Consider the following 19,195-nt stretch of genomic DNA (forward strand, 5'->3'; position numbering starts at 1 on the left):
GATGAGCACCGACCAGGCAGCCGCCACCTCCCCGTCCCTGCCTGAGCTGCTCGACCACGTCGAGAAGGACCCCGACGCCGCGTACGACGCGTTCACCGACTGGGCCAGGGCTCAGGGGACGCCGCTGTACCCGCACCAGGACGAGGCACTGCTGTCCCTGCTCGCCGGCGAGAACGTCGTCCTCTCCACCCCGACCGGGTCGGGCAAGTCGCTGGTGGCAACGGGCGCGCACTTCGCGGCGCTGGCCGACGACCGCGTCAGCTTCTACACCGCGCCGATCAAGGCCCTGGTGAGCGAGAAGTTCTTCGCCCTCTGCGAGGTGTTCGGCGCCGGCGAGGTCGGCATGCTCACCGGTGACGCCTCGGTCAACCCCGACGCCCCGATCATCTGCTGCACCGCGGAGGTGCTGGCCAACATCGCCCTGCGCGAGGGCGACCGGGCCGACGTGGGCCTGGTCGTGATGGACGAGTTCCACTTCTACGCCGAGCACGACCGCGGCTGGGCCTGGCAGGTGCCGCTGCTCGAGCTGCCGCAGGCACAGTTCCTGCTCATGTCGGCGACCCTCGGTGACATGAGCGAGCTCGCCCAGGACCTCACCCGCCGCAACGGCCGGTCGACGGCGTTGGTGACGGGTACGGAGCGGCCGGTGCCCCTCAGCTTCTCCTGGGCCATGACCCCGCTGCCCGAGACGATCGAGGAGCTGCTGTCGACCCACCAGGCGCCGGTCTACATCGTCCACTTCACCCAGGCCGCCGCGCTCGAGCAGGCCCAGGCGCTGGTCGGCCTGAAGTCAGTCATCAAGGCCGACCGCGAGGCCATCGCGGAGCGCATCGGCGGGTTCCGGTTCACCGCGGGGTTCGGGAAGACGCTGTCCCGGCTCGTGCGGTCCGGCATCGGGGTCCACCACGCCGGGATGCTCCCCCGCTACCGGCGGCTGGTCGAGCAGCTCGCCCAGGACGGCCTGCTCAAGGTCATCTGCGGCACCGACACCCTGGGCGTCGGCATCAACGTGCCGATCCGCACGGTGCTCTTCACCGGACTGGTGAAGTTCGACGGGTCGCGGCAACGGGTGCTCAAGGCGCGCGAGTTCCACCAGATCGCGGGCCGGGCCGGCCGCGCGGGGTTCGACACCAGCGGCTCGGTCGTCGTCCAGGCGCCGGAACACGTGATCGAGAACGAGAAGGCGCTCGCGAAAGCCGGCGACGACCCCAAGAAGCGCCGCAAGGTCCAGCGCCGCAAACCTGCCGACGGCGAGGTCTCCTGGACCGAGCAGACCTACGACAAGCTCGTGCACGCAGAGCCAGAGCCCCTCGTGTCGCGCATGCGTGTCGACCACTCGATGATCCTCAACGTCGTCCAGCGCCCGGGCGACCCGGTCGCGGCGCTGAGCCGTCTGCTGCGCGACAACCACGAGTCACCGCGCAACCAGGCGCGACTCGCGCGGCGGGCCATCACCCTGGGCCGGAGCCTGCTCGACACCGGTGTGCTGCACCGCGTCGACCCGCCCGGCCCCGGCGGACGCACGATCGCCGTCCGCGAGGAGCTCGCCAGCGACTTCGCGCTCAACCAGCCCCTCGCACCCCTGGCCCTGGCCGCGCTCGACGTCCTGGATCCGGAGGCGCCGACCTACGCCCTCGACGTGGTCTCGGTCATCGAGGCGATCCTCGACGACCCCCGCCAGGTCCTGCTGCAGCAGCAGTACAAGGCGCGCGGCGAGGCGGTCGCCGAGATGAAGGCCGACGGCGTCGAGTACGAGGAGCGCATGCAGCTGCTCGAGGACGTCTCGTGGCCCAAGCCGCTCGCCGAGCTGCTCGACGCGACGTTCGAGATCTTCCGGCAGAGCCACCCGTGGGTGTCGGAGTCGGCCCTGTCGCCGAAGTCGGTCGTGCGCGACATGTACGAGCGGGCGATGACGTTCACCGAGTTCGTCGCGTACTACCAGCTCGCCCGCAGCGAGGGCCTGGTCCTGCGCTACCTCACCGACGCCTACCGCACGCTGCGCCACACCGTCCCGGAGGCGCACCGCAGCGAGGCGTTCGAGGACCTGCACGAGTGGCTCGGCGAGACCGTCCGCCAGACCGACAGCTCACTCCTCGATGAGTGGGAGGCCCTGACCGATCCCGATGCCAACGCGCGGCTCGACGAGCTCGAGCGGCTGGCTGCGCATGGCGGCACCCGCGCTGGCCGCCCGATCACGTTCAACGAGAAGGCTTTTCGCGTCATGGTCAGGAACGCCATGTTCCGCCGGGTCGAGCTCGCCTCGCGCGACCGCTTCGAGGAGCTCGCCGCCCTCGAGGAGGCTGCCGCGGCGCTGCCCGAGCCCCCGCGCCACCCCCTCATGGACGAGTCGGCCTGGGACGCGGCACTCGGCGCCTACTACGCCGAGCACGACACGATCGGCACCGACGGTGCGGCCCGCGGCCCGCGCCTGCTGCACCTCTCCCCCGCCACGGGCCCCGCGCCCGGCGAGAACGAGCCCGAGGGTGAGCACCGGCTGTGGCTGGCCCGTCAGACCCTGGAGGACCCCGAGGGCGACCACGACTGGGTCATCGAGGCGACCGTCGACCTCGACGCCTCCGACGAGGCCGGCGAGCCCGTCGTCCTCACGACGGCCTTGCGCCGGCTCTGACCCCGGGTCGACTCTGACCCCGGGCAGCCGAAACCCGGCGGACAGCAACGGTGCTCGGCGGCCAGTGTCGAGGTCGTGCACCCTGATGAGATCTGGGACGAGACGACCGCCTCCCTCTACGACACCCCCGGCGAGGGCATGTTCGCCGACGACGTCCTGGGGCCCACCGTCGACCAGCTCGCGGACCTGGCGGGCACCGGCGCGGCCCTGGAGCTCGCGATCGGCACCGGCCGCGTCGCCATACCCCTCGCCGAGCGGGGCGTTCCTGTCACGGGCATCGAGCTGTCCGAGCCCATGGTGGCGAGGCTGCGCGAGAAGGTGGGCGCCGACGCCATACCCGTCGTCGTCGGTGACATGGCCACGACGCGGGCGCCCGGCGAGTTCTCCCTGGTGTACCTCGTGTTCAACACCGTCTCGAACCTGCTCACCCAGGACGAGCAGGTCGAGTGCTTCCGCAACGCGGCGCGGCACCTCTCCCCCGGCGGCGCGTTCGTCATCGAGCTGTGGGTGCCCCAGCTGCGCCAGCTCCCGCCCGGCTCCCCCGCGACGGTGTTCGCCAGCGAGCCCGGCTACGTCGGCCTCGACGACTACGACGTGCTGCACCAGCGGGTGGTCTCGCACCACTTCCGCTACGGACGCGGGCGCGAGGCCACCCACGGCATCAGCCCGCACCGCTACATCTGGCCGGCCGAGCTCGACCTCATGGGACGCCTCGCGGGGTTCGAGCTCGAGGCGAGGTATGCCGACTGGGACCGGTCCGCGTTCACGGCGGGCGGACTCCCGCTCCCACGTGTCGGTCTACCGGCTCACTGCGACCTGACCTGAGCCCCGACCGAGCCGACAGGGGCAGCGAGCAGCCCCCTACCGGCTCGAGCGCTCGAGCAGCTCGCGCAGGCTCGTCGCCGGGTGGCCCGTCAGCCGCTCGACGGCGTCGCTGACGTGCTCGACCTCACCGGCGGCGATCGCGGTGTAGGTCGACACCCAGGCGTCGACCTGCCAGTCGGGGGCGCCGTACGACGCCCGTGACGCATACGCCTCGGGCACCGTCTCCGCGACGTAGCGGGTGGGCGTCCCGGTCACCTCGGTGATGGTGGCGGCGGCCTCTGCGAGGGTGAGCGCCTCGGGCCCGGTCAGGTCGTAGGTCGCGCCGGCGTGCGCCGCAGAGTCGGCGAGCACGACGGCGGCGACCGCGGCGACGTCGTCGCGGGCGACCGCGGCGACCCTGCCGTCACCGGCCGGTCCGCGGATCGCGCCGTCGGTCACCATGAGCGGCAGGAAGTCGGCGTAGAAGCTGTCGCGCAGGAAGGTGAAGGCCATCCCCGAGGCCCGGATCGCCTTCTCGGTGGCAAAGTGGTCGCGCCCCAGGGTGAAGGTGCAGTCGGCGGCCGCGCCCTGGAACGACGTGTAGACGACGTGCCGCACCCCGGCGGCGGCTGCCGCGTCGACGAAGGCGAGGTGCTGACTGCGACGGTCGACGTCCTCGGCCGCCGACACCATGAGGAGCGTGTCGATGCCGGCGAGCGCCGCACGCACCACGGCGGTGTCGGCGTACTCGGCGCGGCGCACGGCTGCGCCGGGGACCTTGGGTGCAGCCTCCGGGCGTCGGGCCAGCAGCACCAGCTGGTCGCCGAGGTCGGCGAGCCGGCTCGCCACGGCACCACCCACCGCGCCGGTCACTCCGGTGATGCCCACGACGTCAGTCATGGGGCGACGCTACCCGCGCGGGGCGTCGCCCGCAGGCAGGGCGAGGGTCATGAACACGCTGAACTCGTCGGCGGCATACGGCCCGAACGGCCCGCACTCGACGAAGCCCCGCCGCGCGTAGAGGCGCCGGGCAGGGGCGAACTCCGCAGGCGAACCGGTCTCGAGGCTCAGCCTCGAGTAGCCGCGAGCGACGGCCTGCGCCACGAGGTGCTCCAGCACCAGAGCGCCCACGCCGCGTCCGCGGTGCTCGGCGGCGGTGCGCATCGACTTCAGCTCGCCGTGCCGGCGGTCGAGCTCGCGCAGTGCCCCGCACCCGAGCCCCTCTTCGCCCTCCCAGACGCTCCAGAAGCTGAGGTCCGGGGTGCGCAGGCGGTCGAGGTCGAGGGTGTGCACGCTGTCGGGTGGAGAGTAGCGGCGCATGTCGGCCACGTGGGCAGCCAGCAGTGCCGCGACCTGCGGGGTGTCCAGGCCCCCGGAGCGGACCTCCATCGGGGTGTCGTCAGGCGGCGAAGTCGGCGAGCTCGGAGGCGAGCTCGGGGTGCACCCGGGCCTTCACGTGCGTGCCCCGCTCGGTGTGCTCGCTCGAGAGCACCTCGGCCTCCTCGTGCAGGCGGCTGACGAGGTCGCCGCGGTCGTAGGGCAGCAGCACCTCGACGTCGATGTCCGGACGGGGCAGCTCGTCGGCGATGAGCGCGCGCAGCTCGGCGAGCCCGGCGCCGGTGCGCGCCGACACCACGATGCAGTGCTTCTCGTGGCGACGGAGCCGGTCGAGCACCTCGGGGTCGGCCGCGTCGGCCTTGTTGACGACCACGACCTCCTTGACGTCAGCGGCGTCGACATCGGCCAGCACGGCCCGGACGGCGCTGATCTGGCCCTCCGGGTCGGGGTGCGAACCGTCGACGACGTGCAGCAGCAGATCGGCGTCGGCCACCTCCTCGAGCGTCGAGCGGAACGCCTCGACGAGCTGCGTCGGCAGCTGCCGGACGAACCCCACCGTGTCGGCGAGGGTGTAGAGCCGCCCGTCCTCGGTCTCGGCCCGGCGCACCGTCGGGTCGAGGGTGGCGAAGAGCTGGTTCTCCACCAGCACCCCGGCGCCGGTGAGGCGGTTGAGGAGCGAGGACTTGCCGGCGTTGGTGTAGCCCGCGATCGCGACACTGGGCACCTCGTGCGCCTTGCGGCTCAGGCGGCGCGTGTCGCGGCTGGTCTTCATCTCCTTGATCTCGCGGCGCAGCTTGGCCATCCGCGTGTTGATCCGGCGGCGGTCGAGCTCGATCTTCGTCTCACCGGGACCACGCGAGCCCATGCCCTGGCCGCCGGCGGCCTGGCCACCCGCCTGCCGGGACATCGACTCGCCCCAGCCGCGCAGGCGGGGGAGGAGGTACTGCAGCTGGGCCAGCTCGACCTGCGCCTTGCCCTCCTTGGACTTCGCGTGCTGGGCGAAGATGTCGAGGATCAGGGCGGTGCGGTCGATGACCTTGACCTTGACGACGTCCTCCAGCGCGCGGCGCTGCGACGGGGTCAGCTCGGTGTCGCAGATGACGGTGTCGGCACCCTCGGCGATGACGACGTCACGCAGCTCCTGGGCCTTGCCGGACCCGAGGTAGGTGCCGGTGTCCGGACGGTCGCGTCGCTGGACCAGCCCGGCGAGGACGGTCGAGCCGGCCGTCTCGGCGAGCGCGGCGAGCTCGCGCAGGGAGTTGTCGGCGTCCTCGGCCGTGCCCTCGGTCCACACCGCGGCGAGCACGACGCGCTCGAGGCGCAGCTGGCGGTACTCGACCTCGGTGACGTCCTCGAGCTCGGTGGACAGCCCGGCGACGCGACGCAGGGCGGCGCGTTCCTCGCGGTCGTACTGGTCGCCGTCGAAGCCTTGGCCGTCCTGGGGGCCGAGGTCGCCACCGGTCCTCGGGGTGGCGGTCTCCTCGGCGAGGGCGGCGGCGCGGAAGTCGAAGATGTCAGAGCGTGGTGTCATATCTCCCTCAGGGTCTCATTGCTGCAACCACCTGGGCGACCGCTTTATGTCCTGACACGCCACGCGCTCTACCGTTGGCCCCGATGAGCGCCGACGACCACTACTTCACCGCCGCACCGGCCAGCGCTGCCCAGCGACGCTCGATGACGGTGGAGCTCGCCGGGCGCGAGGTCACCGTGCAGACGGCCTCCGGCATCTTCAGCCCCGAGGGCGTGGACAAGGGCACCGCCGTCCTGCTGCGCGTGGCTCCTGCTCCCCCGACGACCGGCGCCCTGCTCGACCTCGGCTGCGGCTGGGGTCCGATCACCCTCACGCTGGCGCTTCGCTCGCCAGGGGCACAGGTGTGGGGTGTCGACGTCAACGAGCGGTCCCTGGACCTGCTCCGCACCACGGCGTCCTCGCTCGGCCTGGAGTCGGTGCAGGCCTGCCGCCCCGAGGACGTGCCCGACGCACTGTCGTTCGAGGCCATCTGGTCCAACCCGCCCATCCGGGTCGGGAAGGCCGTGCTGCACGACATGCTGCTCACCTGGCTTCCCCGGCTCGTGGTCGGCGGTGCCGCCTACCTCGTCGTCCAGAAGAACCTGGGCTCCGACTCCTTGCAGCACTGGCTCACCGACCAGCTCCCCGCAGACGCGTATGCCGTGTCCCGCTTCGCCTCTGACAAGGGCTTCCGGGTCCTCGAGGTCCGCCGCACGGCCTGAGCTCAGGCGAGGGTGGTTGTGCCGTCGGCCACCAGGGCCGCTGGACCGGCGAGCTCGACCTCCTGGTCGGGCAGCATGCGCACGCGCAGCCGTCCCCCGAGCACGTCCACGGTCCAGGAGTCGCCGATGTCACCGGCCCAGAACCGGGTCGCGATCGCCGCGGCCGCCGCGCCCGTGCCGCAGGAGCGGGTCTCGCCGACGCCGCGCTCGCGGACGCGCATCCGCACGTGGCCGGGCCCGATCGGGCGCACGAACTCGATGTTGGTCCCGTGCTCGGGCTCGGGGTTGACGACGGGGTGGTGGTAGAGGTCGAGGTCGTCGAGGTCCACCGTCTCGGGGAGCGCGACGACGGTGTGCGGGTTGCCGAGGTCGACGCTCAGGGCCGAGAACGGGTCGTGGCCCGCGACGTGGACGAGGGCGTCGAAGCCCTCCGCGTCGGCGATGTGCGGTTGGGTCAGCCGCCACGGACCGAGGTTGACCGCGATGAGGTCCGGCCCCTCGAACCGCACGAGCTTCGTGCCGGCGCGGGTGGCGATGGCGAACTCGTCGGCGGTCTCGAGACCCTCGCGACGCAGGTAGGCCGCGAAGACCCGGGTGCCGTTGCCGCACATCTCGGCGACGCTGCCGTCGGCGTTGCGGTAGTCCATGAACCACCGGGCTCCGGAGGCCTGCTGCAGCACCAGCGCCTCTGTCGCCAGGGCGGTCGGTACGACGCGGATGACGCCGTCACCGCCGATGCCGGCGTGGCGGTCGGCGAGCCGGGCGGCCTGCTCGCTGGAGAGCGGCCGAGACCCCTCGAGGTCGGGCACCAGCACGAAGTCGTTCTCGGTGCCGTGGCCCTTGGTGAAGGGGGTCTGGTCAGCCATGGGCGCCATTGTCCCTGACGACGGCCAGGGCCCGCGCCAGCAGCCCGTCCCGCGCGTCGGCCGACGCGTCGAGCCAGTGGATCCGCGGGTCGGCGTTGAACCACGACTCCTGCCGGCGGGCGAACCGGCGGGTCAGGGTGGCCGTCTGCTCCTTCGCCTGCTCCTGGTCGAGCGTCCCGTCGAGCTGGGCGAGGGCCTGGGCGTAGCCGAGGGCGCGGGAGGCGGTGCGACCCCGGCGCAGCCCCAGCTCGTCGAGGCCCCTCACCTCGTCGAGCAGGCCGGCCCGCCACATGTGCTCGACCCGCGCTCCGATCCGCGCGTCCAGCTCGGGGCGGCCGACCCGCAGCCCGAGCACCACGGTCGGGCGGACGAACTCCCGCCGGGGCATGGTCGCCGAGAACGGCCGCCCGGTGAGCTCGACCACCTCGAGCGCACGCACGATACGCCGGACGTTGTTGGGCTGGATCTGCTCCATCGCGACGGGGTCCAGGGCGCGCAGGCGCTCCGCCATCGCCCCGGTCCCGAGCTCGTCGGCCTCCGCCTCGAGCCGGGCCCGGACCGCCGGGTCGGTCGGGGGGATGTCCAGGACATCGAGGGCCGCCCGGACGTACAGGCCTGACCCGCCGACCAGCACGGGCCGCGCCCCGCGCCGGCAGATGGAGTCGATGTCGGCGCGTGAGGCCACCTGGTAGGCAGCCACCGACGCCTCGTCGGTGACGTCCAGCACATCGAGCTGGTGGTGGGGTGTGCCGCGCCGCTCGTGCGGCGCCAGCTTGGCCGTGCCGATGTCCATGCCGCGGTAGAGCTGGCTGGCGTCGGCGTTGACGACCTCGCCGCCCAGCACCTCGGCCAGGTCGAGCGCGAGGTCGGACTTGCCCGTCGCGGTGGGCCCGACGACGGCGACGATCACCGGTGCAGGCACCGGGAGTCGCTCACAGGTCGTGCTCGTCCGGGCTGTCGTGACCGAACGGGTCGGGGTCGACGCCCGGCATCCAGCTCTGGCCGGGGCCGCCCCAGCCGGCCTTCTTCACGGCCTTGCGGGCCTTCTTGCCCCACTTGTCGTTGAGCCGGTCGACGTAGAGGAAGCCGTTGAGGTGGTCGTACTCGTGCTGCATGCAGCGGGCGAACCACCCGGTGGCCTCGAACGAGATCTCCCGGCCGTCGGCGTCGTACCCGGTGACGCTGGCCCGCTCACCGCGCTTCAGCGGGAAGCTCTCCCCCGGCACGGACAGGCACCCCTCGACCTCCTCGTGCGGGTCGGGGTCCTCCTGCGCCGGCTTCGAGGCCGTGACGTAGGGGTTGACGATGACGCCAAGGGCCGGCACGTCGTCGTCGTTGTCCATCTGCCACGTGAAGATGCGCAGGCCGACGCCGACCTGCGGGGCGGCCAGCCCCACGCCGTTGGCGGCGTCCATGGTCTCGAACATGTCGGCGATCAGCTCGGCCAGCTCGGCGTCGAACGCCTGCACGGGCTCGGCGCGGCGGTGCAGCACCGGGTCGCCCGTGATCACGATGGGGCGGATGGTCATGCGGGGAGTCTTCCAGATCGACGAGGTGGGTCGGGACGCTATCGGACGCGAGGTGTGGCGACGCCTGTTGTCCGGTCGGGGTGACTGACGGAGGGTGGCTAGCGACAGGCGGGGGCGGCGGCCTGTTGGGCGGGACGACCCAGCCCCGGCATGCCGAGGGAGACAGCGGGCTTGCCCGGCACGGGCGAGTCCTGCGCGGCGGCCCACGCGTCGCCACCGGCCGTGCGCCGTACGGCGTAGACACCGCCCGCGAGGGCCGCATCCGCGACGAGGTGGTGCGGGGCGCCGTAGGTGACGCCGACGGTGACCATGTCGCCGGGCCGGGGCCGCTCTGCGCCCTCGGGCACGGCGAAGTGCACGAGCCGGTTGTCCTGCGCCCGGCCCGAGAGCCGGTGGGTCTCGGTGTCCTTGCGACCCTCACCGGTGGCGACGAGGACCTCGACCTCGCGGCCCTCGAGGGCACGGTTCTCGGCCCAGGAGACCTCCTCCTGCACTGCGATGAGGCGCTCGTAGCGCTCCTGGACGACGGCCTTGGGCAGCTGGTCGGGCATGGTCGCCGCGGGGGTCCCGGGGCGGATGGAGTACTGGAACGTGAAGGCGCTGGAGAAGCGGGCTTCGCGGACCACCCTCAACGTCTCCTCGAAGTCGGCGTCGGTCTCGCCCGGGAACCCCACGATGATGTCGGTGGTGATCGCGGCGTCCGGGATCTGCTCGCGGACCTTGTCGAGGATCCCGAGGAACTTGGCGCTGCGGTAGGACCGGCGCATCTCCTTCAGGACCCGGTCGGAGCCGGACTGCAGCGGCATGTGCAGCGACGGCATGACGTTGGGCGTCTCGGCCATCGCGGTGATGACGTCGTCGGTGAAGGCCGCCGGGTGCGGGCTGGTGAAGCGCACCCGCTCGAGGCCCTCGATCTCTCCGCAGGCACGCAGCAGCTTGCCGAACGCGAGCCGGTCGCCGAACTCGACGCCGTAGGTGTTGACGTTCTGGCCCAGCAGGGTGACCTCGACGACGCCCTGCTCGACGAGCGCCTGCACCTCGGCCAGGACGTCGCCGGGACGCCGGTCGGCCTCCTTGCCGCGCAGGCTCGGCACGATGCAGAACGTGCAGGTGTTGTTGCAGCCCACCGAGATCGAGACCCAGCCGGCATAGGCGGAGTCGCGTCGGGTGGGCAGGGTGCTGGGGAACACCTCGAGGCTCTCGAGGATCTCGACCTGGGCCTCGCGGTTGTGGCGGGCACGGTCGAGAAGCGCCGGGAGGCTGCCGATGTTGTGGGTGCCGAAGACCACGTCGACCCAGGGCGCCCGCGCGACGATGGTGTCGCGGTCCTTCTGGGCCATGCAGCCACCGACGGCGATCTGCATGTCGGGGTTCGCGGTCTTCGCCGGTCGCAGCTGCCCGAGGTTGCCGTAGAGCTTGTTGTCGGCGTTCTCACGCACGGCGCAGGTGTTGAAGACGACGACGTCGGCGGTGTCGGGCCGAGCCGTCGCGGGGACGCTGTTGACGTCGACGTAGCCGGCCGTCTCGAGCAGGCCGGCGAGCCGCTCGGAGTCGTGCACGTTCATCTGGCACCCGTGGGTGCGCACGTCGTAGGTCTTCGGGGTCATCTGTGTGGTCATCGCATCGACAAGGGTACGTGCTGCGCACGGCTGGTATGCCGCGCGGGCGCGTGGCCCCGCATGCAGCCCCGGAGGCGCGCCGTCAGCGCGTCCGGAGGTCGGCGACGAGCGGCGGGGCGGCGACCACGAGGAGCACGAGGGCGGGCGCGACCAGCACGGTGAAGCCGAGGGCGAGGTAGCCGACGGCGCCGGCCACTCCGCCGACGAAGAACAGACCGACCAACCCGGCCAGCATGCCGAGCTTGCCGAGGTCTGCGCGCACCGGCGGCAGGCCGACCGTCCGGCTGCGGTACGCCGCCTTGCCCAGCTCGATGCCGATGTCCGTGATCATGCCGGTGACGTGCGTGGTGCGGATCTGCGCGGCGGAGATCTTGGTGATGATGGCGTTCTGCAGACCCATGGTGAAGCACAGCACCGCGACGAACACGAGGTCGCGGTGTCGCCAGGTGAGCTGGTCGGCCAGCCCTCCGAAGGCGAGGATCAGCAGGGCCTCGAGCACCAGGACGTTGGCGAACCGGGCCTCGTGGTGGCGCCGACGGCCCCAGTTGAACAGCATCGCGCAGGTCATCGCTCCGAGGACGAAGCAGGTGATGGCCTCCACCCCGGTGCCGACCAGGCGCATCGACCCGAGCACGAGGTGGTCGGCGACGGATGCGGTCAGGCCCGTCATGTGGGAGGTGTAGACGGAGACGGCCACGAACCCCACGGAGTTCAGCATCCCTGCGATGAAGGCGAGCAGGTCGGCCAGGTAACGGTTGCGCCGAGGTGTGCGCGTGGCGCCGGCCACCGTGACCAGGCGCGCCGAGAGCGCGGTCAAGCGCGGCGCGGACGGCTGCGGTTGCACGAGTGCGAGGCTACCGGCGCAGTCCTCCGGGGTGAGCAGAGGTCAGTAGGTCGCTGGTTGCAGGGGCGCCACGCCCCGTGCCGATCCGGTCTGCAGCCGACGTCAGCAGGGCATCTTGGCCATCAGCGCGGCTCTGGCGCCAGCACCGGAGACCACGCCGGCACAGTCGAGCTGGCCCCGGAACTGGTCGGTCCACGTGGTCGTCGAGCCCTTGCCCCCCACGTACAGGGGACGGCCGGACGTCAGCCGGATGGTCCCCGGTGACAGCGCGTAGGTGTTGACGTACCCGTCGACCGCGATGCTGATCGAGCCGGACTGCCGGCTGCAGACGACCTCGTGCGAGGCCCCGTTGGCCAGTGAGGTGCGGGTGGACTTGGCGACCATGTAGCCCTTGGTGCCCTTGAGGACGCAGATCGCCGTGCCGCCGTTGACCGGTTGCAGCGCGATCTTGAACTGGGCGGGATCGTTGCCCATGCCGCCCTGGATGACGTTGGGGTTGGACTTTGCCACCAGGCTGTTCGTACGCAGGACTGCCCCGAAGGCGAACTCGAGGTCGCCCGGGCTGAAGGTCGACCCGTTCGCCTGGCCGTAGGCGGGGGCCGCGTTGAAGCTCACGTAGCCGGTGCCGCGGCTCCAGCTGCCCTTGAGCGAGATGTTCTGCGGGTTGCCGTCGAGGTCCGCGACCGTGGCGCTGCCGGCCGCGACAGTGAAGTTCCACAGACCCGACGGACCCGTCGCGGCCTGGGCGTGTGGCGCCGCGAGCACCACCGCCGGCACCAGGGCCGCCAGACCGACAACCGTGGCAGCCGCCAGCTGCCTCACTGACGTGCGCATCGCAATCCCCCTCATCGACTGTGTGGTGCGGACACCCAGTTGTCTTTCCCTCGCAAGGGTTGCGGCACCCTGCAGGTCAACCCTAGGAAGGCGGGCAGCGGGTTGACTTCACCACTGCGGCGTACCCGCGCTGCGCCGAAGAGCGGACGGAGCAGCCCATCCCGTCGAGGGAGGCCGGCCGGCCAGCGCAGCTGTGCCTGCCCACGCTGCAGCAGGGATGGGGCCGGGTTCGGCCGGGGAACGGAGGTCAGTCCCGCCGGTGCTCTGCAGCCTCCGCGAGAGCCTCTCGGATCACGGACATCGACAGGTCGGCGGGGTAGCCCTTGCGAGCCAGCATCCCTGCCAGCCGTCGCTTCTGGACGAGGACGTCGAGCCCGTGCATCGACCGCAGCTTCTTGGCGACGAGTCGCTCGGCCTGGTCGCGCTCGGCGTGCGGGTCGATGGCGTCGAGGGTGGCACGGGCCGTCTCGTCGTCGACCCCCTTGGTGCGCAGCTCGCGGGCCAGCGCTCGCTTGGCCAGCCCACGCCCGGCCTGCTGCGACCGCACCAGCATCCCAGCGAACGCCTCGTCGTCGATGAGGCCGACCTCGGTCATGCGGTCGAGCACGGCCTCGGCGACGTCGTCGGGGCACTCACGCTGCTTGAGCTTGTCGCGCAGCTGCTGGCGGCTCCTGGGTGCCATCGCGAGCTGTCGAAGCACGATCTGCCGGGCGACGTCGTGGGCGTCCGGCTCGGCGTCCCGCGACTGCAGGTCGCTCTCGGGGTCGCCGGGGATGGGTTGCCACGCCTCCGGACGCCGTGGGGCAACGGTGGGCCGGTGTCCTGCCACGGCCTCGGACGACGTCGCGGCGAGGGCAGCCTCGAAGGCCGCCCTCGCCGCAGCGTGTCGATCAGTCATGCGGGATGGCTCAGAACTCGACCGGGACCTCGGGGACCGCGTCGGCCGGCTTGTCGACCTGCGGCCCGATGCCGAGCTTCTCCTTGACCTTCTTCTCGATCTCGTTGCCGAGGTCGGGGTTGTCCTTGAGGAACTGGCGGGCGTTCTCCTTGCCCTGGCCGAGCTGGTCGCCCTCGTAGGTGTACCAGGCGCCGGCCTTGCGCACGAAGCCGTGCTCGACGCCCATGTCGATGAGGCCACCCTCTCGGGAGATGCCCTGGCCGTAGAGGATGTCGAACTCCGCCTGCTTGAACGGCGGGGCCACCTTGTTCTTGACGACCTTGACGCGGGTGCGGTTGCCGACGGGCTCGGTGCCGTCCTTGAGGGTCTCGATGCGGCGGACGTCGAGGCGCACCGAGGCGTAGAACTTCAGCGCCTTGCCACCGGTCGTCGTCTCGGGCGAGCCGAACATGACGCCGATCTTCTCGCGGAGCTGGTTGATGAAGATCGCGGTCGTGCCCGAGGTGTTGAGCGCACCCGTGAGCTTGCGCAGGGCCTGGGACATGAGCCGGGCCTGGAGGCCGACGTGGCTGTCACCCATCTCGCCCTCGATCTCGGCGCGGGGCACGAGGGCCGCCACGGAGNCCCCCGTGTCGGGCTGGCTCACGAGGAGCGCGTCGGTGTCGACACCGAGCTTCTTGGCGTACTCGGGGTCGAGGGCGTGCTCGGCGTCGATGAACGCCGCGATGCCGCCGGCCCGCTGGGCGCTGGCGACCGCGTGGAGCGCGACGGTGGTCTTGCCGGAGGACTCCGGTCCGTAGATCTCCACGACCCGACCACGCGGAAGGCCACCGATACCCAGGGCCACGTCGAGGGAGATGGATCCCGTGGGAATCACGTCGATGGGGGGACGCACGTCGTCGCCGAGGCGCATGACCGCGCCCTTGCCGAAGTTCTTCTCGATCTGTCCCATGACGGAGTCGAGCGACTTCGCCTTCTGGTCACCTGCAGTGTTGCCACCGGGCATCCTGGCCACGTTTCCTTCTTTCCACTGTCGAGTCGGGCGCGCCTGCCTTCGACCCTGTCGCTGTCAGTTGCTGTCGGGTCAGACGCTAGGTGCCGCCACCGACAGCCGTCCCGGGCCGAGGAACAGCCTGTGGACGGTGGTGCCGCAGGTGGTGCCACCTGTGGACGAGCATACCGAACACGTGTTCGAAGCAGCAGACCCGGCGCGCGACACGCGGGCGCGTGTCGCAACCCGTGCGCGTGCCACCATGGCGCCATGTCCGGACCCCAGCTCGTCGACGTGCCAGGGCTCTACCCGGGCGTCCCCTACGCCTACGCGGCGACGCAGCCACCGGGTACCCGGCTGGTCCTCACGGCCGGCGCGTGCCCGCTCGACGCGCAGGGACGGGTCGTCGCCCCGGGTGACGTCGCCGCCCAGGCGAAGGTGGTCATGGACCACCTCGAGTCCGCACTGCGCGCGGCGGGCGCGGGGCTGGGCGACGTCCTCAAGAGCACGGTCTACGTCGCGAGCTCCCGGCGCCAGGACCTCGTCGCCGCCTGGGAGGTCGTGCAGGCGCGGATGGGCCCGCACCGGGCCCCTAGCACCCTGCTGGGGGTCACCGTGCTCGGTTGGCCCGACCAGCTCGTCGAGGTCGAGGCGATGGCCGCCGTCCCCCACGGGCAGCCGGGCTGAGCGCAGCCACCACACCACGAGCGGCGTGAGGCACCGTCCGGGCAGCCCGGCCACCCCGTGTCCCGACTAGCGGGTGACGACGCCCCGGGCCTGCGCCATCGCCTCGCGCAGGTCGGCGAAGACCACCTCGACCCCGGTCGCCAGCGTGTCGACGGCCTCGCCCGCCGCCTCGCCGCGCGACTCGGCACGAGCGCGCGCCTTGGCGATCCGGTGCCGGAGGTCGGTCAGCAGGGAGCCGATCCGCTCGTCGGTCTCCATCCGGCCGAGGCGGTACTGCACCTCCAGGTGCTCCAGCCGCCCGGTCCACTGCTCCAGCCGGGTGCGGGCGAGCTCGGTCCGCAGCGCGAGGATCTGCACCTCCAGCGCCTCGATGCGCTCCGGCAGGGTCATGTCGTTCGTGGTTGCGGCCATCGTCCTGCTCCTCGTCCGGTCCATCGCCCTCCGATGGGCCTCGCGTCCATCGTCGGCGCGGCCACAGCGACCCGAACAGGGACCTCGGACCCTGCCCCTGGGCGACCGGGCGGCGCAGCGTGGGCGCGGAGGGCCATCGGAGAGGGGACGCCATGACACCTGCACCGTCCACCGGTGCCGCGCCGGCCTCGGCAGCCGCCCGTGCCCGGGAGCCCGCACGCGGCGGCGGCGACGCGTACGAGGACGTCCTGGTCGCCAGCCACCTCACGCGCCGCTTCGGTGACCGGGTGGCCGTCGACGACGTGTCGTTCCACATCGCCCCTGGCGAGGCCTACGGGCTGCTCGGCCCCAACGGGGCCGGCAAGACCACGACGATCCGGCTCGTGTGCGGCCTGCTCAGCCCCGACGACGGGTCCATCGAGGTGGCCGGGATCGACGTGACGGCCGGCGCGACCCGGGCCAAGGCGCGCATCGGCTACGTGCCGCAGGAGGTCTCGCTCTACCCCGACCTGACCGCGCGCGAGAACCTCGCGTTCTTCGGCCGGCTCTACCGCCTCTCGGGCTCGGCGCTGCGCGCCCGTGTCGACGAGGTCCTCGAGCTGGTCGACCTCACCGACCGTGCGGACGACCGGGTCGACGCCTACAGCGGGGGTATGCGGCGCCGGCTCAACATCGGCGCCAGCCTGCTGCACCGGCCCGAGCTGCTCGTGCTCGACGAGCCGACCGTCGGGGTCGACCCGCAGAGCCGCCACGCCATCATGGAGAGCATCCGGGCCCTCGGCTCGAGCGGTCTGGCGGTGCTGTACACGACGCACTACATGGAGGAGGCCGAGCGCCTCTGCGACCGCGTCGGCATCATCGACCGCGGCCGCCTGGTCGCCGAGGGCACCCGGCGCGAGCTGGTCGCGCGGGTCGGCGAGCGGGACCGGATCCTGTTGTCCGCCAGCGGGTCCCTGGGGTCGTTCGCCGCCGCCTGCCGCTCGATGGAGGGCATCGACAGCGTCGACGTCTCCGACTCCACGGTCGAGCTGCTCGCCAGGGACGGCCGCCTGCGGCTTCCCACCGTGCTGGCGGCCGCGAGCAGCGCGGGGGCGTCGGTGCGCTCGGTCGAGGTGGTCGAGCCGGACCTCGAGGCGGTCTTCCTGCACCTCACCGGCACGGCCCTGCGGGAGTGACGTGCACCCCGTCGTCGCCATCGCGCTGAAGGACCTGCGGCAGCGGCTGCGGGACCGCTCGGCATGGGTCCTCGGGTTCATCGCGCCGATGGCCGTTGCCGGGCTGATCAGCGTGGCGTTCGGCGGAGCCCAGTCGTTCCACACCTCGGTGGCGGTGGTGGACGACGACCACGGCGCGATCGCCACCGGCTTCACCCAGTTCCTGCGCAGCCCCGACCTGCACGACCTGCTGACCGTGCGGACCGTCTCGAGCCGGGCCGACGCGCAGTCCAAGGTGGCCGACGGGGTCCTCGGTGCCGCGTTCGTCATCCCGGCAGGCTTCTCGGACGCCGTCACCGCCGGGAGCAGCGAGCCCATCACGGTGCTGGGCAGCGTCGACGCCACCGTCGCCGCACAGGTCGCCCGGTCGCTCGCCGAGTCCTTCACCGCCCACCTCGAGGGCGTGCAGCTGTCGGTGCGCACCGCGGTGGCAGCCGGAGCGCCGGCCTCGTCGGTCGCCGCGCTGGCCGCGCAGGCGTCGGCGCAGCCGCTCCCCGAGCAGGTGCAGCCCCAGGCGTCCGGGGCGAGGACCCTCACGGCGGTCAGCTACTACGCGCCGGCCATGGGCACCTTCTTCATGTTCTTCGCGATCGGCTTCGGCTCGCGAGGGTGGTTCCTCGAACGCAGCGGCGGCACCCTCGAACGACTCTCCGTCGCTCCCCTGGGTATCGGTGCCGTCCTGGCCGGCAAGTCGCTCGCGACGTTCGTCTACGGGGCGGCGAGCCTCGGGACCGTCGCCGTGGTCAGCTCGTTGCTGTTCGGCGCGGACTGGGGTCCACCTCCGGTGGTCGCGGCCCTGGTCCTGGCCCTCGCCCTCACCCTCGTCGGCCTCACCGCCCTCGTCATCACCCTGGCCCGGACCGAGCGGCAGGCCGAGGGCATCGCCTCCATCCTGACCTTCGGCCTCGTCCTGCTCGGTGGCAACTTCGTCTTCATCGGGCAGGCGCCCGACGCCGTCCGCGCCCTCGCCCGCCTCACCCCCAACGGCTGGGCGCTGCGGGCGTTCACCGACCTGGCGGGCGGTGCGCCGTGGACGGCGGCGGTCGGACCGCTGCTGGCGGTGCTGGCGTTCGCGGTGGCGACGTCGGCGCTGGCCTTCGCCCTGCGACGGCGGGTGCTGGCCCGATGACCGCCGTCACGCTGGCCTGGACCGAGCTGCGGCGGGCAGCCCGCGACCGCACGTTCCTGTTCTTCGTGCTGTTCCTGCCCTTCATGGTGATCCTGCTGATCGGGGTGACGACGTCGGGGTTCACGCAGGAGCGCGTCGCGGTCGTGCAGGCTGACCGCAGCGCCATGGCGGACGCGCTGGTCGCCGGTCTCGACGCGGCACCGGGGCTGCGGGTCGTCCGGGCCACCACCCGGGACGCGGGCGTGCAGCGGCTGCGGTCCGGTGAGGTGACGGCCGTCGTCCTCGTGCCGGCCGGCTTCTCCTCCACTCTGCAGTCGGGCGGCTCGGTGGTCGTCCCGGTCCTGAGCACCGGTGAGGTCGGGTCCGGGGGGTCGACGCTCACGACGATCCGGTCGGTCGTGGCGCGGCAGGCGGCCACGGTGCAGGCTGCGGCCTTCGCGACCCGCAGCGTCAGCGGAACCTTCGACCAGAACCACGCCCGGGCCCTGGCGCTGCAGCGCGAGTCGCCGACGGCCGGGGTGCGCACGGAGGTCGTCGACAGTGCGAGCAGCTACCTGCCCCTGGGGTTCAGCTACAGCGCACCGACGATGCTGGTCCTGTTCGTGTTCATCAACGCCACCGCCGGCGGGGCGGCCATCATCCAGACCCGTCGGCTGGGCATCTTCTCCAGGGCGCTGGCCGCCCCGGTGCGCCCGCGCGACCTCGTACTCGGCGAGGGGCTGTGCTACCTGACCCTCGCCGTCGCCCAGGCCGCCCTCATCGTCCTGGTGGGCGGCCTGGTGTTCGGGGTGAACTGGGGCAACCCGCTCGCCGCGACGGTGCTGGTGACGGTGTGGTGCCTCGTCGGCACGGGCGCGGGACTCGTGAGCGGGACCCTCTTCCACACGCCTGAGCAGGCGAGCGCCATCGGCCCGGCCGTGGGGATCGCCTTCGGGATGCTGGGTGGCTGCATGTGGCCGTTGGAGATCGTGCCGGCCGGGGTGCGGGCCGCGGGCCACCTCACGCCGCATGCCTGGGCCGTCGATGCGTGGGTCACACTGCTGTCCCGCGGCGGTGGGCTCTCGGACATCCTCGGTCCGCTTGCGGTCCTGTCCGCTTTCGCCGTGGCGCTGCTGGGCACCGCCACGCTCCGGCTGCGCCGCTCGCTCACCACGGCGTGAGCGGCTTGGG

The 19,195-nt window shown here is 72.2% G+C and carries 18 protein-coding genes and 2 pseudogenes; 7 read left to right on the plus strand and 13 right to left on the minus strand.

The features are described from left to right. Nucleotide 1 precedes the first annotated feature (1 nt). Together ASG70_RS15005 and ASG70_RS15010 are read left to right on the plus strand one after the other, a co-directional pair. The gene (locus ASG70_RS15005) at nucleotides 2-2,629 is read left to right on the plus strand and encodes an RNA helicase (RefSeq protein ID WP_056884655.1); all 2,628 of its coding nucleotides are present in this window, start codon (nucleotides 2-4) and stop codon (nucleotides 2,627-2,629) included. Between the two features lie 75 nt (nucleotides 2,630-2,704). After that, nucleotides 2,705-3,454 carry a class I SAM-dependent methyltransferase gene (locus ASG70_RS15010; RefSeq protein WP_369818926.1) on the plus strand — a complete coding sequence of 250 codons (750 nt, stop codon included), beginning with the start codon at nucleotides 2,705-2,707 and terminating at the stop codon, nucleotides 3,452-3,454. A gap of 36 nt (nucleotides 3,455-3,490) precedes the next feature. On the opposite strand, the gene ASG70_RS15015 is transcribed toward ASG70_RS15010, so the two are convergent. From ASG70_RS15015 to hflX, 3 genes are read right to left on the minus strand one after another with little or no spacing between them, the layout of a single operon-like run. Then, nucleotides 3,491-4,333 (minus strand): NAD(P)H-binding protein, encoded by an 843-nt coding sequence (locus ASG70_RS15015; protein ID WP_056884656.1) that lies wholly within the window; start codon nucleotides 4,331-4,333, stop codon nucleotides 3,491-3,493. 9 nt (nucleotides 4,334-4,342) lie between these two features. Continuing rightward, nucleotides 4,343-4,822 (minus strand): GNAT family N-acetyltransferase, encoded by a 480-nt coding sequence (locus tag ASG70_RS15020; RefSeq protein WP_056884657.1) that lies wholly within the window; start codon nucleotides 4,820-4,822, stop codon nucleotides 4,343-4,345. 10 nt (nucleotides 4,823-4,832) lie between these two features. Next, nucleotides 4,833-6,302: a GTPase HflX gene (hflX, locus tag ASG70_RS15025; protein WP_056884658.1), complete on the minus strand. Its 1,470-nt coding sequence runs from the start codon at nucleotides 6,300-6,302 to the stop codon at nucleotides 4,833-4,835. Nucleotides 6,303-6,385: 83 nt separating this feature from the next. Between hflX and ASG70_RS15030 the strand changes: the two genes are divergently transcribed. Continuing rightward, nucleotides 6,386-7,003 carry a class I SAM-dependent methyltransferase gene (locus ASG70_RS15030; protein WP_056884659.1) on the plus strand — a complete coding sequence of 206 codons (618 nt, stop codon included), beginning with the start codon at nucleotides 6,386-6,388 and terminating at the stop codon, nucleotides 7,001-7,003. Between the two features lie 2 nt (nucleotides 7,004-7,005). On the opposite strand, the gene dapF is transcribed toward ASG70_RS15030, so the two are convergent. The 9 genes and pseudogenes from dapF to ASG70_RS20120 all read right to left on the minus strand — a co-directional run. Beyond that, the gene (gene dapF / locus ASG70_RS15035) at nucleotides 7,006-7,869 is read right to left on the minus strand and encodes a diaminopimelate epimerase (protein ID WP_056884834.1); all 864 of its coding nucleotides are present in this window, start codon (nucleotides 7,867-7,869) and stop codon (nucleotides 7,006-7,008) included. Next, on the minus strand, nucleotides 7,862-8,791 hold the full coding sequence (gene miaA, locus ASG70_RS15040; RefSeq protein ID WP_056884660.1) for a tRNA (adenosine(37)-N6)-dimethylallyltransferase MiaA: 930 nt from the start codon (nucleotides 8,789-8,791) through the stop codon (nucleotides 7,862-7,864). Before miaA ends, dapF begins: the two co-directional genes overlap by 8 nt. 10 nt (nucleotides 8,792-8,801) lie before the next feature. Then, a complete protein-coding gene (gene def, locus ASG70_RS15045; protein WP_056884661.1) occupies nucleotides 8,802-9,398 on the minus strand; it encodes a peptide deformylase in 597 nt (198 codons plus the stop codon). 98 nt (nucleotides 9,399-9,496) lie between these two features. Beyond that, nucleotides 9,497-11,017 (minus strand): tRNA (N6-isopentenyl adenosine(37)-C2)-methylthiotransferase MiaB, encoded by a 1,521-nt coding sequence (gene miaB / locus ASG70_RS15050; RefSeq protein WP_056884662.1) that lies wholly within the window; start codon nucleotides 11,015-11,017, stop codon nucleotides 9,497-9,499. An 82-nt stretch (nucleotides 11,018-11,099) separates the two neighbouring features. Further along, nucleotides 11,100-11,861 carry a YoaK family protein gene (locus ASG70_RS15055; RefSeq protein ID WP_082590850.1) on the minus strand — a complete coding sequence of 254 codons (762 nt, stop codon included), beginning with the start codon at nucleotides 11,859-11,861 and terminating at the stop codon, nucleotides 11,100-11,102. Between the two features lie 102 nt (nucleotides 11,862-11,963). Continuing rightward, nucleotides 11,964-12,695, minus strand: coding sequence for a LamG domain-containing protein (locus ASG70_RS15060; protein ID WP_162253920.1), 732 nt, complete (start codon nucleotides 12,693-12,695; stop codon nucleotides 11,964-11,966). Nucleotides 12,696-12,942: 247 nt separating this feature from the next. Continuing rightward, nucleotides 12,943-13,593, minus strand: a complete 651-nt coding sequence (locus ASG70_RS15065) for a regulatory protein RecX (protein ID WP_082590852.1) — start codon at nucleotides 13,591-13,593, stop codon at nucleotides 12,943-12,945. Between the two features lie 10 nt (nucleotides 13,594-13,603). Then, nucleotides 13,604-14,216, minus strand: a pseudogene (locus ASG70_RS20115) (DNA recombination/repair protein RecA); the annotation flags it as partial. 1 nt (nucleotide 14,217) lies between these two features. Beyond that, nucleotides 14,218-14,545, minus strand: a pseudogene (locus ASG70_RS20120) (ATPase domain-containing protein); the annotation flags it as partial. Between the two features lie 309 nt (nucleotides 14,546-14,854). On the opposite strand from ASG70_RS20120, the gene ASG70_RS15075 reads away from it, so the two are divergent. Then, a complete protein-coding gene (locus tag ASG70_RS15075; RefSeq protein ID WP_056884665.1) occupies nucleotides 14,855-15,271 on the plus strand; it encodes a RidA family protein in 417 nt (138 codons plus the stop codon). A 66-nt stretch (nucleotides 15,272-15,337) separates the two neighbouring features. Here ASG70_RS15075 and ASG70_RS15080 read toward each other — a convergent pair whose 3' ends face one another. Then, a complete protein-coding gene (locus ASG70_RS15080; protein WP_056884666.1) occupies nucleotides 15,338-15,682 on the minus strand; it encodes a hypothetical protein in 345 nt (114 codons plus the stop codon). Nucleotides 15,683-15,834: 152 nt separating this feature from the next. Between ASG70_RS15080 and ASG70_RS15085 the strand changes: the two genes are divergently transcribed. The 3 genes from ASG70_RS15085 to ASG70_RS15095 are packed head-to-tail and all read left to right on the plus strand — an operon-like array spanning nucleotide 15,835 to nucleotide 19,185. Continuing rightward, the gene (locus ASG70_RS15085) at nucleotides 15,835-16,857 is read left to right on the plus strand and encodes an ABC transporter ATP-binding protein (RefSeq protein ID WP_082590854.1); all 1,023 of its coding nucleotides are present in this window, start codon (nucleotides 15,835-15,837) and stop codon (nucleotides 16,855-16,857) included. Between the two features lies 1 nt (nucleotide 16,858). Next, nucleotides 16,859-18,025, plus strand: a complete 1,167-nt coding sequence (locus tag ASG70_RS15090; RefSeq protein ID WP_056884667.1) for an ABC transporter permease — start codon at nucleotides 16,859-16,861, stop codon at nucleotides 18,023-18,025. After that, nucleotides 18,022-19,185 carry an ABC transporter permease gene (locus ASG70_RS15095; protein WP_056884668.1) on the plus strand — a complete coding sequence of 388 codons (1,164 nt, stop codon included), beginning with the start codon at nucleotides 18,022-18,024 and terminating at the stop codon, nucleotides 19,183-19,185. The genes ASG70_RS15090 and ASG70_RS15095 overlap by 4 nt, the downstream gene beginning before the upstream one ends. The last annotated feature ends 10 nt before the right edge of the window (nucleotides 19,186-19,195 follow it).

It is taken from the genome of Phycicoccus sp. Soil748 (assembly GCF_001428025.1).
Lineage (GTDB): Bacteria > Actinomycetota > Actinomycetes > Actinomycetales > Dermatophilaceae > Pedococcus.